We start from the raw sequence: 17,982 nt of genomic DNA, 5'->3' as shown, positions 1-17,982 counted from the left end.
AACTCCAAAAGAAGGTATACGGTGCCTTTTATTGTTATTGTCATTATAGCGGTTTCGGCGCTAATTCCGATGGATAAATCCACAGAATTTTCAAGCTTGGCGATAAACAATGCTGACACTGCCTGGATGCTAATAGCTTCCGCACTGGTATTTTTAATGACACCCGGGCTGGCTTTCTTTTATGGAGGAATGGTTCGGTATAAGAACCTTGTGTCTACTCTTATTCAGAGTTTTATCACGTTGGGAATAATCAGCGTTATTTGGGTTTTGATTGGCTTCAGCCTCGCTTTCGGCGATAGCCTGGGAGGCTTTATCGGAAACCCCGCATCTTTTTTCATGTTCAACAATGTGGGATTGCAGCCCAACCCTGCTTTTTCGGCAACCATTCCATTTGCCCTGTTTGCGGTGTTTCAACTCAAGTTTGCTATTATAACCCCGGCACTCATCACGGGTGGCGTTGCAGAAAGAATTCGTTTTTCGTCGTTAATGGTCTTTATAGTCTTTTTCTCCATTTTTATTTATGCGCCGTTGGCTCATTGGACCTGGCATCCCGAAGGCTTTCTTCGTAAGTGGGGTGTTCTCGACTTTGCCGGAGGGACAGTCGTACACATTTCTGCGGGGTTTGCAGCCCTTTCCGGTGCCATATTCCTGAAAAAACGAAAAGACGGTGGAACCGATAATCCCACTAATATTCCTTATATCTTACTGGGTACCGGGTTGCTTTGGTTCGGTTGGTTCGGTTTTAATGCAGGATCGGCGCTTGCTGCCAATGAACTTGCCGTCAAGGCCTTTTTGAACACAAATTTGGCATCGGCAACGGCTATGGTTACCTGGATGCTTACTGATGGCGCCAGAGGAAAAAAAAGATCGGTGGTGGGAGCTGCTGTAGGTGCGGTGGTTGGATTGGTCGCCATCACTCCTTCCGCTGGTTTTGTAACGGTGGGGCAGAGTATTTTTATCGGTTGCACAGCGTCGCTGGTGAGTTATTTTGCTACCCGGTTGAAATCGAGAAGCAGTATAGACGATACGTTGGATGTTTTTCCATGCCACGGTATCGGAGGTATAACGGGGATGATCCTCACGGGAGTATTTGCCGAAAACGTTGGCCTTATATACGGTGATCCGACCGTTTTCCTGTATCATTTGCTGGCACTGCTTATCGTAGGTGCTTTCACTTTCGGAGGCTCATTCCTGCTGTACAAACTTACCGATCTTATCCTTCCGATGCGGGTAACCGAAATTCAAGAAGAGAGAGGGCTGGATATTACACAACATGGCGAGCTGGCCACAGATGTTCCTTCGAGCTATTAGCTGAAAACGGAAATCTTCCGCGACCCTTAGCTTATTGTCCTGTAGACTGTTTCAGGTAGTCGTGGATTGCCTGTTGCGCGCGGATAGGTGTGTCATCCGGTGATGCCGTATCCCTTTTAAAGACATTATCCAGATGCTCGTTCACCCATACAGCGCTCTGGTTATCCTCCAGTTGGATCTTCAGGATATCGATGATCTGCCGCTTCAACGGCTCGGAATAAACCGGAAAAGCCACTTCGATACGACGGTGAAGGTTGCGCTGCATCCAGTCGGCAGAGGTGAGGTAGATCGTTTCTTTACCACCGTTCAGGAAGTACCACACACGGGCATGTTCCAGGTAGGCATCCACAATACGCGTTACCCGGATATTCTTGCTGTAGGGTTGGTTGGGTATCAGGCAGCAGATGCCGCGGATAATCAGGTCGACCTTCACTCCTGCCTCGCTGGCACGATAGAGGGCATTGATCATCCCCTTGTCTTCCAGGCTGTTCATTTTTAGGATAATGTGTCCCATACGTCCGTTTTCTACTTCTGTGATTTCCTGTTCAATCATTTGGTAGATGGTCGGGAGCATGTTGAACTGGGTTACCAGCAGATGCCTGAAATCATGCATATAGGGCTTTCCCTCCAGTACGCGAAACACCTCGTCAATATCGTGGATAATCTCCTTATTGGAAGTGAGCAACCCCTTGTCGGAATAGATGCGGGCAGTTTTCTCGTTGAAGTTGCCGGTACCCAGGTAGGCATATCCCTTGATCGGGTCATCCGGATCGTTACTCCTTTTCCGCACGTAAGCCAGTTTGGCATGTACCTTCAGCCCCGGCAGGCTGTAGATTATCTTTACGCCTGCCTGTTGCATCAACTCGGAAGAGAGGTAGTTGTTTTCCTCATCAAAACGGGCTTTCAGTTCCACGAAGACGGTCACCTTCTTGCCGTTCTTGGCCGCACTGATCAGGCTGTTGATCACAGCCGAGTTTTCCGCCACACGGTATTGCGTTACTTTGATTTCCAGTACCTTCGGGTCGAAGGCGGCCTGAAGCAGGAAACGCAGCAGGTAGTTGAACGACTGGTAGGGGAAGTGCAGCAGCACATCCTGGCGGCGCAGTACCCGTAGAATCGAATTGTTGGCTTCCAGCTCGGGTACCCGCAGCGGTTGCGGCAGTGTCTGCCGGAGGCGGTCACCCACCGGGTTGGGCAACTTCATCAGGTCGGCCAGGTTCAGGTAACGTCCTGAGGGAAGCAGCTCCTCCTCTTCGATCTCATACGCCTCACAGAGATATTTCAGGAAGTAACCGGGCATGTCCTTGTCGTACTGAAAGCGGGTCACTGCCCCGATCTTACGTTTGCGTACCTTGCGCAGGATCCGCTCGGCTATATCTTTCTGATCCTCGTTCTCGAGAGAGAAGTCGGCATCGCGCGAAATCTTGATGCTGTAGCAATCCACTATTTCATAACCAGGAAAAACGCTCTGCATGTTCGCCTTGATCAGGTCGTCAATGAAGATGATATAGTGGTTACCTCCAAAGGAAGGCAGTTCCACGAAACGCGGTACCTTGGTGTAAGGAATCTTCATGATGGCGTAGGTATAGGAGAAGTTATCTCCTGTCTTTTTCTTTTTTTTCTTCACCAGGCTTACCACCTGATAGATACGCCCATCCTGGATGAAAGAGTGGATATCGTCTTTCAGGATAATCATCGGTTGCAGGTAAGGAAACACCTCTTCGTTAAAGTACTTCTCCACGTAGGCACGGTGGAAGGGCTCCACCTCATCGGTCTGATATAAAATGATATTGTTCTTTTCCAGTTCGGGAAGAATCATCTCGTTGAATATGCGGTAATATTCTTTTTCCTGCTCCGTGACTTCGTTATTGATCTCCATAAGTGTTTGCAGTGCTTCTTCTTCCGATTCGTCACGGCTGATGTTTTTCAATATTGAACTGTGGTATCCGGATACGCGGATTTTGTAAAACTCTTCCAGGTTGGAAGAGTAGATCGATAGAAATTTAATCCGCTCGTAAACCGGAAGCGATTCATCCTTTGCTTCCAGCAAGACACGGTGGTTAAACGACAGCCAGCTTATGTCGCGCTTAAAGTATTTGTAGAGTGAATTGTTGTTCATTTTTTTAGATTGAAAATAGATTGAATGAGATTGAATTTATAATTTTTTTCTCATTGCAGCTAAAATTTTCAGCAATTCTTCGCTCTCCGCATGTAACGATTTTACATAATCGGTTGTGAGTATTTCCGATGCGATTATCAAGTCGAGCCACATTTCCGTTTCATCAGCTTCTTCAACTGCTATGGTTAATTTACTGAAAAATTCTGCTTTAGATCTGCTTCGCAATGCTGCCCTATAGTTTGCGTACATTGACGTTCCCGATTTTGTGAGTTGATAATTGAGCACTTTGCCGCGTGTTTTCTCAGGCAACATTTCGGACAAAGATAAAATCTCAAGGGAAAAAGCCCTCAATCTGTCTCTTATTTCTATTTTGTAATTTATCCACTCTTGATTACTCATAGTCGGATTTTCAAGTTCTGATATACAAGAAGCAAAGCCAAGATATAACTGTATTTGGCGCTTTTCAATCTTTTTAATTAAACAATAAAATTAGTAACTTTGTTGCAATAAAAAAAGAATAAATGGGCTACATCAATCTTAACTGAATGAAAAAAATAGGCTTACTTTCCGACACACATAATGTCTGGGACGAAAAATACGAAAATTATTTTGCCAATTGCGATGAAATCTGGCATGCGGGAGATATCGGTTCCTTGGAGTTAGCCGGAAAATTTGAGAGTCTCAAACCGTTCAGGGCGGTTTACGGAAATATCGACGATTTTTCTACACGGAGAATATATCCTGAAACGTTACGGTTTACGTTGGAAGGTGTAGATGTCCTTATGACACATATCGGAGGATATCCCGGAAAATATGACCCGAAAATCCGGTCACAACTTTTTTCAAAACCCCCTAGCCTTTTTATTTGTGGACATTCTCATATACTAAAAGTCATTTACGATAAGGAGTTAGGTTGTTTACACATGAATCCGGGTGCAGCGGGAAAATATGGTTTTCATCGGGTGAGAACGCTGTTGCGGTTTGTGTTGGACGATGGGAATATCCGGGATTTGGAAGTCATAGAAATTGGGAAGCACGGCTAGAGTGCAACGCCGAATATCGACATGAAAATTCCGACAACACTGATAATTATCAAAATTAACCCAATCGTTTTGTTCAGAATGGATAATCCCTTTCGGTTAAAATGCTTACGCAGCCGTGAAATAAACAAACTAAGAAAGAACCACCATATCAATGCTCCCGCGGAAATTGCCACAAGTGCCAGCATCAGGTAGCCTTTCCCTTCGGTTACGGGAGTAAACGTGAACCGGGCGTACAGGGTGATGAAAACGAAAATAATAAACACGTTGGACAGGGTGATGAAGAAGGAGGAGATAAAATCGCGAAAATGGTGTTTCGTTTCGATCTTGACCTGGGGTGTCCATCCTTTCAGGGGATTCGTACGGAAAACCACATAGCCGAAGAAAATAAGTACCACACTGCCGGTTAATTGAATCAGCAACTCGTTTTTTTTCAAGAAATCTTCCACAAGACTCATCCCAAGCAACGTGATAAGAGCATAGATCAAGTCGGAAAGCAGAGCGCCCAAACCGGTGATGAATCCGGACCACCTGCCCTTGTTTAGCGTTCGCTGTACGCACAGCATATTCACTGGTCCCATCGGCGCTGAGACCAACAGGCCGATAATAAATCCTTTTACAATAGTTTCAAACATTTGACTGCACCGAAGAAATTATGGTTTTTACAGTCGCAAAGATACCTCCATTCTTAAAACCTACAAAAAAAGATTTTGTCTCCACTTTTACGCAGGTTTTGATTAACTTTGCAACTAAATAGAAGATAAACTCATATGATCACTTTTTTCAGAACTCCGTCGCAAAGCATCATTGCCGTTGATGCAATACATCCCATTCAGAATGAACTTCAAGAACGATTGATTTGGCTGTTCGGTAAGGCGGAACCGATTCCCTTTTTCGAGATAAACGAAAAATTTACCGGTCCGCGACGCGAGATGATCACACCCTGGAGTACATGTGCTGTGGAGATTACTCAAAATATGGGAATTACCGGCATTACCCGGATAGAAGAATATTTTCCGGCCGGTGAAGTTCCGGAATACGATCCAATGCTTCAACGGATTTATAAAAAGCTTGATCAGGATATTTTTACTACCGATAAACAACCGGAATCCATTGTCCTGATCGATGATATTGAGGCTTATAATCAGCAAGAGGGGCTTGCATTGAACGAAGACGAAATTGATTACCTCAACAATGTGAGCCGGAAAATGGGCAGGAAACTTACCGATAGTGAAGTTTTCGGTTTTTCGCAGGTAAACTCGGAGCATTGCCGTCACAAAATATTTAACGGAAAATTTGTGATTGATGGAGAAGAAAAAGAAAGTTCTCTTTTTCAATTGATAAAAAAAACATCGGGCGTAAATCCCAACGCGTTGATATCGGCATATAAAGATAACGTGGCTTTCGTTCAGGGGCCAACCATCGAACAGTTTGCGCCGGCAAGCGGTGATAAACCTGACTTCTTCGAAACCCGTGAAATAGAAAGTGTACTTTCTTTGAAAGCGGAGACACACAACTTTCCCACAACCGTAGAGCCTTTCAACGGGGCTTCTACCGGAACAGGAGGGGAAATTCGTGATCGCCTTGCGGGGGGTAAGGCTTCGCTTCCTTCTGCAGGAACAGCGGTCTACATGACCTCCTATCCCCGTATGGAAGCCGGGCGTGAATGGGAAAAGATATTGCCGGAGCGCAAGTGGCTTTATCAAACGCCGGAGCAGATCCTGATCAAAGCCTCGAACGGGGCTTCCGATTTCGGGAATAAATACGGTCAGCCGCTTATTTGCGGTTCATTACTCACGTTTGAACATGCCGAGAATTACAAGAAATTCGGTTACGATAAAGTAATCATGCTGGCCGGAGGTGTTGGCTTTGCCAATAAGCTCAACGCGTTAAAAGGCAATCCACAGCCCGGGGAGAAAGTGATTGTGATGGGAGGGGATAATTACCGGATCGGAATGGGCGGTGGAGCCGTTTCGTCGGTAAACACCGGTGAATATTCTTCGGGAATTGAACTGAATGCCGTACAGCGTGCGAACCCAGAAATGCAGAAACGTGTGGCCAATGTCATTCGTACGTTGGCTGAATCGGAAGATAATCCCATCGTTTCCATCCACGACCACGGTGCAGGCGGGCATTTAAACTGCTTGTCGGAACTGGTGGAAAAAACCGGTGGAAAAATTGAAATGGAGAAGTTACCAGTAGGTGATCCAACTCTTTCCGCAAAAGAGATTATCGGTAACGAAAGCCAGGAGAGAATGGGTTTGTTGGTCCCTGAAAAAGACATCGACCGCATCAGGCAGATTGCTGAACGGGAACGGGCACCTTTCTACGTGGTGGGTGAAACTACAGGAGATATGAGGCTGACATTCCAGCAAGCCGATGGGAAAATGCCCATTGATATGGAGATGGAAGATTTCTTCGGAAAATCACCAAAAACGGTAATGAGCGACGCTACTGTGGAAGAGACCTATACTTCCCCCGACTACGATGAGAATAACCTGAAGACATATATAGAGAATGTGCTCAGGCTGGAAGCTGTTGCCTGCAAAGACTGGCTTACCAATAAAGTGGACCGGTCGGTGACCGGGAAAGTGGCGCGTCAGCAATGTCAGGGAGAGATTCAGCTTCCGCTGAGCGATTGCGGTGCAGTTGCGCTTGATTACAGAGGATATGCCGGAGTAGCGACTTCCATCGGACATGCTCCGCAGGTAGCCTTGATTGACTCGGCTGCCGGGTCGGTAGTGGCAATAGCCGAGGCCCTGACCAACATCGTGCTCGCACCACTAAAAGATGGATTACAAAGCGTTTCGTTAAGCGCTAACTGGATGTGGCCGTGCCGTAACGAAGGAGAGGATGCCCGGTTGTATAAGGCCGTTGAAGCTTGTTCCGATTTTGCCTGCGACTTGGGAATAAACATTCCAACGGGAAAAGATTCGCTCTCCATGACGCAGAAATACGGTGACGACAAGGTGTTCTCACCGGGAACAGTAATTATTTCCGCGGCTGCAGAAGTGAAAAACATCCGTAAGATCGTTTCTCCTGCTCTGGCGTATATAAAAGGCACGTACGTTTATTATGTTGATTTTTCGTTCGATGCGTTACGCTTGGGCGGTTCAGCTTTTTTGCAGACACTGGGTAAAGTTGGCGATGAAGCACCTACCGTGAGTGATAGCGAATATTTCAAAAATGCTTTTGCTGCTGTGCAGGAGCTGGTTAATCGCGGATTGATTATCGCGGGACATGACATCTCTGCTGGGGGGATGGTTACCGCCATGCTCGAGATGTGTTTTTCCAACCCGCAGGGAGGGTTGGATGCGCGATTGGACAAGATCCGGCATTCCGACCTGATTAAGATTCTCTTTGCCGAAAATCCGGGTGTCCTTATTCAGGTGAAACACCATCACCTGGTAGAGAAAATCCTGAATGATTACGGCATTGGTTTTGCTATCGTTGCCCGCCCTATCGAAGAGCGCAGGCTGATCATCGAAAAAGGAGAATTCAAACAGGAGTTTGATATCGATGTCCTTCGGGACGTATGGTATCGCACCTCCTACCTGTTCGACAAAAAACAGAGCGGCGAGGAATGCGCCCTGGACCGGTTCAAAAATTACAAAAAACAGCTGCTGCAATTTAATTTCCTGCCTTCATTTACCGGGAAAATGCAAGACCTGGATTTGAATCCCGACAGGAAAGAGCATTCGGGACTGACCGCAGCCATCATCCGCGACAAGGGAACCAACGGAGAACGTGAAATGGCATACGCACTCTTTCTCGCCGGATTTGATGTGAAAGACGTGCACATGACCGATTTGACATCGGGACGCGAAACACTGGAAGACGTGCAATTTGCCGTTTTCTGCGGCGGGTTTTCCAATTCAGACGTTTTTGGCTCGGCAAAAGGTTGGGCGGGTGGTATCCTCTATAACGGGAAAGCCAGAAAAACCATTGAAAATTTCTATGCGCGCCCCGATACGTTAAGCCTGGGCATTTGCAACGGCTGCCAGTTATTGATGGAGTTGGGTTTGATTTATCCCGAAGCGGGGAAAGCCCATCCGAAAATGCAGCACAACAGGTCGCACAAATTTGAATCGGCATTCCTTAGCGTGGAAATTCCCCAAAACTCCTCGGTGATGCTGAAATCACTCGCCGGAACCAAACTTGGTATCTGGGTGGCACACGGCGAAGGACGTTTCGAGTTGCCTGGACAGGAGTCTGCCTACAACATCGCGGCGAAATACGTCTACGACGAGTATCCCGGAAATCCCAACGGTTCCGATTATAAAGCCGCTGCTGTTTGTTCGGCTGATGGCCGCCACTTGGCCATGATGCCGCACCTGGAGCGCACCATTTTTCCGTGGCAGAATGCCTGGTATCCTTATGAATTCCGTAAGCACGACGTTACACCCTGGATGGAGGCGTTTGTCAATGCACGGGAGTGGCTGAAAAAAAAATAGAGCTTGGGGGAGGCCTGGAGAAAACAAAAATCTTGTTTTTTTGTTAATAGTGGCATATTTATTGCCATGTATTTATAATTAGTATAAATAAAATTTATGAAAAGACTTGTTATTGTGTTTTCTTTTATTTTTATCGGATCGGTTCTCTTTGCCCAGAAAGGTATCATCAAAGGGCGTATTTTAAATGCGAAAACAAACGAGCCGATTGAATTTGCCAACATTCAGATACAAGGGACCAGTATCGGGTCTACTTCGGATTTAGATGGAAACTTTATTTTCACGGGTATCGACCCGGGTTTTGTCCGTTTAGCGGCAAGTTTTATCGGTTTTGAAACGACCGTATCTTCAGAAATTCAAGTCCAGGGAAATCAAACCACATTTATTGATATTGAGTTGCCCGAAACGGCTATTTCACTCGAAGAAGTTGTGGTTCGCCCCAACTTTAGCCTCAAACGGATAGAGAGTCCCGTTTCAATATTGACCATCGGAGTGCAGGAGATTGAAAAAAGTGCCGGCGTGAACCGTGATGTGTCAAAAGCGATGCAAACACTTCCCGGTGTGGGGGCTACGGACCCTAACCGGAACGATTTGATCGTGAGAGGTGGTGGCCCTTCAGAAAATGTTTTTTACCTCGATGGGATCGAGATCCCAATAATCAACCACTTTTCCACGCAAGGCTCGTCCGGTGGAGTTGTCGGCGTGGTTAACCCCGATTTTGTCCGGGAAATCAGTTTTTATACCGGTGCCTTTCCTGCTAACCGCACGAATGCGCTCAGCTCCGTCATGGAAATCAGGCAAAAAGAAGGCAGCCGGGACCGTGTGCATACGAAGCTCTCGGTCGGCGCATCTGATGCGGCTATTACTGTTGACGGCCCTGCCGGGACAAATTCAACGTTTATCGCATCAGCCCGGCAATCTTACCTTCAGTTGTTGTTCAAAGCTATCGGACTGCCGTTCCTGCCTACCTACAATGACTTTCAGATGAGATACAAGTACAACATTAACGCGAAGAACGAGTTGACCTTCATCGGTATCGGTGCCATAGACAACATGACGTTGAATACCGGATTGCAGGAATCCGGAACGGAATCCCAGCGCTACCTGTTGGGTTACCTTCCTGTCTACAACCAATGGAATTATACGGTTGGAACAGTATTCAAGCATTTCGGAAGCCGCTTTTTCGATACGTGGGCATTGAGCCGGAATATGCTTCGGAACAAAAACTTTAAATACCTCGATAACGATGAAAGCAAACCCAAAACACTCGATTATCTCTCCGACGAAGCCGAAAATAAACTGCGTTTTGAACGGGTTTATACGGGTTTACCCGTGAAACTTATGCTGGGGGGAGGTATCGAGTACGCTCGTTATACCAATTCAACTTTAGCTAAAGTCTTTCTGAACGGCGCGGTTAATGATATAAATTACCACACTCAACTCGGCTTATTCGGATATCAGGCATTTGCACAAGTTTCGGACGAATACCTTAAGAACCGCCTGAAATTGTCGCTCGGGATAAGCACGGTAGGCAACAACTTCAACGACAACATGAAGGATCCCCTGAACCAGTTGTCGCCTCGATTTTCGGCTTCGTACGTGCTTACGGACAAGTGGGATTTGAATGCCAACTTCGGACGTTACGCTATGCAGCCGGCTTATACGTCGCTCGGGTTTAAAAATGCAGCAGGAGAATACGCCAATCGCAACGAAGGGGTGAAATACATCTTTTCCAACCAGGCGATTTTAGGCGTGGAGTTCCGTCCGAAGAACAACGTAAGAATGACGCTCGAAGGGTTTTACAAACAGTACGAAAATTATCCGTTGTCGGTTTCCGATGGGAGTAGCCTGGCAAGCAAAGGAACGGAATACGGCCAGGTGGGCGACGAAGAAGTCTTGTCTGCCGGTAAGGGACGTGCCTACGGCGTTGAGTTTTTCAGCAAGATATTGGAATGGAACAACCTGAACGTAACTACAACATACACTTTTTTCCGCAGTGAGTTTACTGATAAGGAAGGGGTTTACAGGCCTTCGTCGTGGGATACGAAGCACTTGCTTAACCTCATTGGCAGTTATAAATTTCCGAAAAACTGGAACGTGTCTGCCCGTTGGCGTTTTGTGGGCGGTGCACCCTATACCCCCGTGGATATGGATTTATCCACAAATAAAGCGGCCTGGAACATTACCAACCGGGCATATATCGATTACAGTAACTTCAATTCGTTGCGCCTTCCCAACGCGCATCAGCTGGACATGCGTATAGATAAGGAGATCTATTACAAGAAATGGACGCTGAACCTCTATGCGGACGTGCAGAACGTCTATAACTTTAAATCGAGAAATGCGCCGATTTATACCAACAAGGATGTTGACGGTGCCGTTATGGATGATCCGGCCGATCCTGAAAACCGTCAGCGAATCCGCATAATTGACGCCTATAGTGGCACCGTATTGCCTACGGTAGGGATAATCATTAAAATGTAAACTCTAAACACGGTAAAACGATGAATCCAACAAGAAATATTCTTCTGTTGCTTGTGGCATTTTTCGCCATAACTCTTTCTTCCTGCGTTTCGGTAAAAAAAGAACCCGGACAAGTTCAGGAATTCACATACGGGAAAAGAAACGGGGGAAGCCTTATCACGTTAAAATTTGAGAAAGGAAAAGAACATAATCACCCGCTTTTTGCTATCTGGTTAGCCGATTCCGAAGGTAATTTTTTGCAAACTCTTTATGTGTCCGAAAGCATCGGGACTGGGGTATTCAAACATGTGAGCCGCGAAGCCGGACGATGGATGGCGGGCGAGATTCAGCGACCGGCAGCCCTTCCTTATTGGGCTTATCAACGAAACATAAGAAATGAAGCCGGAACGTTGTTGCCGACTCCTCAACAGCCTGTCCCTGATGCTTATACAGGAGCTACGCCGTCGTCTTCTTTCGTTTTTTATCTCAACACCGACAAACCGTTGAACGGGGTTTATACGTTGTTTCTGGAATTGAACCAATCGTGGGACTGGAACGAACACTGGACAAACAACAAATTTCCCGGCGACAATGAATACAAGACCTCGAGCCAGCCGGCATTGGTTTATGTGACTAAATTAGACACAAATAGCCGGGAAGAGATGGAGTTAAAGCCGGTTGGACACAGCCATTACTCGGGCAAGGACGGAAAATTATACGATAACCTGAATACATTGTCCACCGCTCTAAAAATTGCAAACAAAATTACTGCTGTCGTTAAACCTTGATGAGGATTTGCTTTTAAAGGATTTTTGCCCGATATTGCCTTGATGCATATACTGGAATTTCGTACTTTTGTAATTATTACTTAAACCGAAGTGCGTTTTCTATGGATCCTATTTTTACATATACAATGAAGGTGCGTGATTATGAGTGTGATACGCAGGGCCACGTCAATAATGCCAACTATCAGCATTATTTTGAAGTAACACGCCATGAGTTTCTGGAGAAGGTGGGATTGAATTTTTACCAACTTCATAAACAAGGAATTGATGCTGTTGTGTCTCGTGTGGAAATCCGATACAAAGTTCCGTTAATCGGAATGGACAGGTTTATTTGTACGGTTTCCCGGCTGGAGAGGATAGGGTTGAAATATATTTTTCATCAGGAGATTGTCCGTCAATCCGATAATGTGCTTTGTGCCCGTGCAAAGATCGAAGTGGTCAACCTGGTGAACGGAAAACTTTCACAACCCGAGGTCTTTGACGAAGCGTTTAAGGAGTATATTTAGAGTAAGGAACAAGGGACAAAGAGATATTCTAAACTTTAAATCTCAATCTCATGATAACCGACAAAACCCTATATCAGATTGCGTTAACCTGTATTCAGGGCGTCGGAGTCGTACATGCACGTAACCTGATGAGGGCTGTTGGGGATGAGAAGGCCATATTTAGTGAGAAAACAGGGAGTTTGGAGAAACTGCCGGGTTTATCGCGACGTTTGATCCATGAGATCCGTAATCCGGAAGTATTGAGAAAAGCTGAAAAAGAACTGGCATTTGTTGAGAAAAACAATATTCAGACACTTTTTTATACGCAACACCATTATCCCTCCCGGTTAACTAACTGTGTTGATGCGCCTGTTTTGCTGTATGCAAAAGGCAACACTGGCTTTAATGCGCCAAAAGTGGTGAGCATAATCGGGACGCGTAATGCAACCAGATACGGATTGGAGTTTTGTCAAAAATTTGTCCGGGAATTGTCAGGGCTTTTCCCCGATATACTTGTTGTGAGTGGCCTGGCATACGGAATAGACATCTGTGCGCATCGCGCTTCGTTGCAAAATAATGTTTCAACGGTTGCGGTACTGGCACACGGATTGGATAGAGTTTATCCGTCTGTACACCGGAAAACGGCCATAGAGATGTTGGAAAGGGGAGCCTGGATTACCGAATTTCCGAGCGGCACCGAACCCGATAGATTCAATTTCGTAAAACGGAACCGCATCGTTGCCGGAATGGCAGATGCTGTGGTTGTTGTAGAATCGGGAGATAGAGGAGGTTCACTCATTACTGCAGATATCGCCAATTCCTATTATCGCGAAGTTTTTGCCATACCCGGAAGAATAACCGATGCCCGATCATCGGGATGCAATAATTTAATCGCTTCAAACAAAGCCGTATTGATGCAAAATACAGTCGCCTTCATCGAACAGATGGGGTGGGACACAGCCGAAAAACCGGAACAACCCGTGCAAAAAGAGTTGTTCCCGGACCTGAACGAAGTGGAAGAAAAAGTTTTTCGTGCGCTCAACGGGGTTGAATCCATGCACGTGAACAAGCTGGGAATCGAACTCAACTTACCGGTTTCGGAGTTGTTCTTTACATTGCTTGAGCTCGAAATGAAAAATGTTGTAAAAGCCTTGCCGGGAGGAATGTATAAATTGGTGTGAATTTTTCCCGTATCCTATTGCGGAAGGGAATTCTTTCTTATTTAAAAAAACACTATCTTTGATCTCTCTACCACAAAAAAAAGAAAAATTATGGCACTACAGATTGGAGACAAAATTCCCGAAATATTGGGTACCGGTCAGGACGGGAAAACAGTGAAATCAACTGATTTTACAGGAAAGAAACTGGCACTTTATTTCTATCCGAAAGATAACACGCCTGGATGTACGGCTCAGGCCTGCAGCCTGCGGGACGGATATCAGGACCTGAAAAAAGCCGGTTATGCAGTTGTAGGTGTGAGTGTAGACAGTGAGGATTCGCATCGGAAATTCATCGAAAAGTTTGACTTGCCCTTTCCGTTGATTGCCGATGTGGATAAAAAGCTGGTTCAGGAATTTGGTGTTTGGCAGGAAAAGAAAAATTACGGCAAAACCTATATGGGTACAGTCCGCACCACATTTTTAATTGACGAAGCCGGTATTATTCGCCATATCATTGAGGGTCGAGGTGTGGATACAAAAAACCATGCAGAGCAGATATTGAATCTGTGAGAGGAAAATCTTATGCTTCGCTTTGAGCGGCTGACAAGAAACAAATAATAAAAAACGAAAATATTATGGCAGAAAAAGAAACCCCACAAAACAGTGAGAAACTCAAAGCGCTTCGTGCGGCGATGGATAAGATTGAGAAAACCTACGGAAAGGGTTCGATCATGAAGATGGGCGAAGAAAAAGTAGAGGAAGTATCGGTTATTCCAACAGGCTCGATAGGATTGAATGCAGCCCTCGGCGTTGGCGGATATCCGCGTGGTCGGGTTATAGAGATATACGGTCCCGAATCATCGGGAAAAACCACGTTGGCCATTCACGCCATTGCCGAAGCACAAAAGGCAGGCGGTGTGGCTGCTTTCATCGATGCAGAACATGCTTTCGACCGGTTTTATGCCGAAAAACTGGGAGTAGATACCGATAACTTGCTTATCTCTCAACCCAGCAGCGGCGAAGAGGCGTTGGAGATTGCCGAGCAGTTGATTCGTTCATCGGCAGTGGATATTGTTGTGATTGACTCTGTGGCAGCGCTTACCCCCAAGAAAGAGATTGAAGGCGATATGGGCGATTCGAACGTAGGATTGCAGGCCCGGCTGATGTCGCAAGCGTTGCGTAAACTCACTTCAACGATAGGGAAGACAAATACAACCTGTGTTTTTATCAATCAGCTAAGGGAGAAAATCGGAGTGATGTTCGGCAATCCCGAAACTACCACAGGAGGTAATGCCTTGAAATTCTATGCTTCGGTTCGTTTGGATATCCGCCGTATTGGCCAGTTAAAAGATGGCGATGAAGTACACGGAAGCCAGACCCGCGTAAAAGTGGTGAAGAATAAAGTGGCACCGCCTTTCCGTAAGGCCGAATTCGATATAATGTACGGTGAGGGAATCTCACGCGAAGGAGAGATTGTGGACTTGGGTGCTGAACTGAACGTGATTAAAAAGAGCGGATCGTGGTACAGCTACAACGACTCGAAGCTGGCTCAGGGGCGCGATGCTACAAAAGCGGTTATCAAAGATAACCCCGAGTTGGCGGACGAACTCGAAAAGCTGATCTTTGAAGCGTTGAAAGAGAAAAAATAGGTCCTATTAAGTCTCTCTTCTTTCTGTGTTGGACAAACTCCGACCCGTACGGATAATTTTCATCTTTAAAATTAACGATTATGGGTAAAAAAACGCAAGGGAGCGGCTCCGCAGGGGATGCAGTGTATGGACTCGGAGTGATTGGCGCGGCCGTTTGGTACATCTCAACTGCTGCCACTTTCTGGATGGGAGTACTGGGTTTTCTGAAAGCAATTGTATGGCCTGCTTTCCTCGTCTACGAAGCTTTTAAGGCTCTGTTGGGCTGATCGCTTAAAACTAACTTTTTTACCCGTATGCCGTCGTGAGCGTCATACGGGTTTTTTCTATATTTTTGCAACAAAATTATAGCCATGCAGGAACTAAGGAGTTTAACACCGCAAGAAATTGAACGGCTTCAAAGCCAGAATTGCGAATGTGCCGACTGGACACGTGTAAAGGTGAGTGCCCGGTTCAACCCTCACTTTATTAAAAATACCCGGTTTTCGGGAAAGATAAAGTTAGGCGTGTTGGAGAATGAGTTTGAGCTGGCGGGAGGATTAAAAAAACACTCCTGTATCAATAACGCTGTTATCCACAATTGTGAGATCGGTAACAATGTGGTAATAGAGAACATTCAAAATTACATAGCCAATTACCTCATCGGTGATAATTGCTTCATTCAAAACGTAGATGTTATTCTGGTTGACGCTAAGACAACTTTTGGAAACGGGACGGAAGTAAATGTGCTGAACGAGTCGGGAGGACGCGAGGTTCATATCCACGATAAATTATCCGCTCATTTTGCATACGTATATGCGCTTTACAGGCACCGCCCCAACTTGATCAAGCGCATGAAGGCGATGGTTGATTATTACGCCGGAAAACATGCGTCGGATATGGGAAGCATAGGAAACGATGCCATGATTGTGAACGTGGGATACATCAAAAACGTGAGGATCGGCAGTTTTTGCAAGATCACCGGTGCCATGAAGCTGAAAAACGGTAGCATCAACAGTAACAAACAGGCACCTGTCTACGTCGGCAGGAATGTAATTGCTGAGGATTTTATTATTTCTTCGGGTTCCCGAATCGATGGCGGATGCATTATTTCCCGCTGCTTTATCGGCCAGGCATGCCACCTCGATCACGGATATTCAGCCTCCGACTCGCTCTTTTTCAGCAATTGCCAGGGAGAGAACGGCGAAGCCTGCGCCCTTTTTGCCGGGCCTTATACGGTAACCCACCATAAGTCCACATTGCTCATAGCCGGTATGTTCTCGTTTATGAACGCCGGATCGGGATCCAATCAAAGCAACCACATGTACAAGCTGGGGCCCATTCATCAGGGAATCGTTGAGCGCGGCGCTAAAACAACGAGTAATTCCTATGTGCTCTGGCCGGCAAAGGTAGGCCCTTTCTCCTTGATCTTAGGCCGGCACTACCACCACTCGGATACTTCGAACTTGCCGTTCTCTTATTTGGTGGAAAACAACAATGCGACACACCTGGCTCCGGCCATAAACCTGAAAAGTGTGGGCACCATTCGCGATGCCAAAAAATGGCCCGAACGGGACAAGAGGAAAGATCCAGACAAGCTCGATTTTATCAATTTCAACTTGTTGAGCCCCTATACCATCCAGAAAGTATTTGCCGGAGTAAGTATTTTGAAGAACTTGCAGGCAACGGCAGGCGAAACCTCCGAAATCTACACCTATCAGAGTTGTATCATCAAAAATGCTGCCTTAAAAAGAGGACTGGAGCTGTATGAAATTGTCATTCATAAATTTTTGGGAAACTCCATCATAAAAAGGCTCGAAAATACCCGTTTTACTTCAAACGAAGAGGTCCGGGATAGGTTGAAACCGGACACAACAGTCGGGTCGGGCGAATGGATAGACATTTCCGGACTGATTGCCCCAAAATCGGAAATCGACCACTTGCTTTGTCAGATTGAAAGCGGTGAGGTTTCGAAGTTGAAGGAGATCAACAACGTGTTTAAACAACTTCACGAACAATACTACACCTTGGAGTGGACTTGGGCATGGGAGAAAATTCAGGAATTCTATAGCGTTACCCCCGAGACAATTACTGCTGAAGATGTTATCGCTATTGTGGAAAAATGGAAAACTTCGGTGGTAAAGCTTGATGAAATGATTTACACCGATGCAAAGAAAGAGTTTTCGTTGTCTTTCAAAACCGGATTTGGTTCCGATGGGAACATCCAGGACCAGGCCATGGACTTTGAATATGTTCGCGGAGCTTTTGATAAAAATCTGTTCGTAATGGCTACCCTTAAGCACATTGAAGATAAAAAAGCGTTGGGTGACGAACTTATCGAAAGGATTAAAAATGTAAAATAAAACAGCTTGCTGTAGTTCAGATTTGTTGTTGAAGAACAGTTTTTTTATTAAATGTTATTTTTTTAGGGACAAAAATGAACAAAACAACAAATGTGGGTGTTTTCATTTCAAATAAGTTATATCTTTGCTACTTCCTAACGTAAAAAATGAATAAGAAGCGAATGCATATTTGTTGTTGCT

Annotated in this window: 14 protein-coding genes; 11 read left to right on the top strand and 3 right to left on the bottom strand. The window is 45.8% G+C overall.

Annotated features, from left to right (window positions below):
- Positions 1-69: 69 nt before the first annotated feature.
- Entirely contained in the window at positions 70-1,311 is a 1,242-nt protein-coding gene (locus KCV26_01860; protein ID WZX38292.1) for an ammonium transporter, read from the top strand.
- Between the two features lie 31 nt (positions 1,312-1,342).
- Here KCV26_01860 and ppk1 read toward each other — a convergent pair whose 3' ends face one another.
- Together ppk1 and KCV26_01850 are read right to left on the bottom strand one after the other, a co-directional pair.
- On the bottom strand, positions 1,343-3,430 hold the full coding sequence (gene ppk1, locus KCV26_01855) for a polyphosphate kinase 1 (protein WZX37160.1): 2,088 nt from the start codon (positions 3,428-3,430) through the stop codon (positions 1,343-1,345).
- Between the two features lie 36 nt (positions 3,431-3,466).
- Positions 3,467-3,829 (bottom strand): four helix bundle protein, encoded by a 363-nt coding sequence (locus tag KCV26_01850; protein ID WZX37159.1) that lies wholly within the window; start codon positions 3,827-3,829, stop codon positions 3,467-3,469.
- A gap of 146 nt (positions 3,830-3,975) precedes the next feature.
- Here KCV26_01850 and KCV26_01845 point away from each other — a divergent pair, with 146 nt between their 5' ends.
- A complete protein-coding gene (locus tag KCV26_01845) occupies positions 3,976-4,473 on the top strand; it encodes a metallophosphoesterase family protein (protein WZX37158.1) in 498 nt (165 codons plus the stop codon).
- Here KCV26_01845 and KCV26_01840 read toward each other — a convergent pair.
- Entirely contained in the window at positions 4,470-5,105 is a 636-nt protein-coding gene (locus KCV26_01840; protein WZX37157.1) for a LysE family transporter, read from the bottom strand. The two genes, KCV26_01845 and KCV26_01840, sit on opposite strands and share 4 nt — an antisense overlap.
- Positions 5,106-5,240: 135 nt before the next feature.
- Between KCV26_01840 and purL the strand changes: the two genes are divergently transcribed.
- The 9 genes from purL (at position 5,241) to KCV26_01795 (ending at position 17,802) form a co-directional block, all read left to right on the top strand.
- Entirely contained in the window at positions 5,241-8,924 is a 3,684-nt protein-coding gene (purL, locus tag KCV26_01835) for a phosphoribosylformylglycinamidine synthase (GenBank protein ID WZX37156.1), read from the top strand.
- A gap of 96 nt (positions 8,925-9,020) precedes the next feature.
- Positions 9,021-11,405: a TonB-dependent receptor gene (locus KCV26_01830; GenBank protein WZX37155.1), complete on the top strand. Its 2,385-nt coding sequence runs from the start codon at positions 9,021-9,023 to the stop codon at positions 11,403-11,405.
- Positions 11,406-11,425: 20 nt separating this feature from the next.
- On the top strand, positions 11,426-12,172 hold the full coding sequence (locus KCV26_01825) for a hypothetical protein (GenBank protein ID WZX37154.1): 747 nt from the start codon (positions 11,426-11,428) through the stop codon (positions 12,170-12,172).
- A 101-nt stretch (positions 12,173-12,273) separates the two neighbouring features.
- Positions 12,274-12,675, top strand: coding sequence for an acyl-CoA thioesterase (locus tag KCV26_01820; GenBank protein WZX37153.1), 402 nt, complete (start codon positions 12,274-12,276; stop codon positions 12,673-12,675).
- Positions 12,676-12,728: 53 nt separating this feature from the next.
- A complete protein-coding gene (gene dprA, locus KCV26_01815; GenBank protein ID WZX38291.1) occupies positions 12,729-13,835 on the top strand; it encodes a DNA-processing protein DprA in 1,107 nt (368 codons plus the stop codon).
- A 90-nt stretch (positions 13,836-13,925) separates the two neighbouring features.
- Positions 13,926-14,384, top strand: coding sequence for a thioredoxin-dependent thiol peroxidase (gene bcp, locus KCV26_01810; protein WZX37152.1), 459 nt, complete (start codon positions 13,926-13,928; stop codon positions 14,382-14,384).
- A 65-nt stretch (positions 14,385-14,449) separates the two neighbouring features.
- Positions 14,450-15,463: a recombinase RecA gene (gene recA, locus KCV26_01805; GenBank protein WZX37151.1), complete on the top strand. Its 1,014-nt coding sequence runs from the start codon at positions 14,450-14,452 to the stop codon at positions 15,461-15,463.
- 80 nt (positions 15,464-15,543) lie between these two features.
- Positions 15,544-15,729: a hypothetical protein gene (locus KCV26_01800; protein WZX37150.1), complete on the top strand. Its 186-nt coding sequence runs from the start codon at positions 15,544-15,546 to the stop codon at positions 15,727-15,729.
- 84 nt (positions 15,730-15,813) lie between these two features.
- Entirely contained in the window at positions 15,814-17,802 is a 1,989-nt protein-coding gene (locus KCV26_01795) for a DUF4954 family protein (GenBank protein ID WZX37149.1), read from the top strand.
- The last annotated feature ends 180 nt before the right edge of the window (positions 17,803-17,982 follow it).

Origin of the sequence: Petrimonas sulfuriphila (genome assembly GCA_038561985.1) — a bacterium.
GTDB classification, from domain to species: domain Bacteria; phylum Bacteroidota; class Bacteroidia; order Bacteroidales; family Dysgonomonadaceae; genus Petrimonas; species Petrimonas sulfuriphila.
The sequence above is the reverse complement of the archived record's forward strand: the minus strand, read 5'-3'. Positions and strand labels throughout refer to the sequence as shown.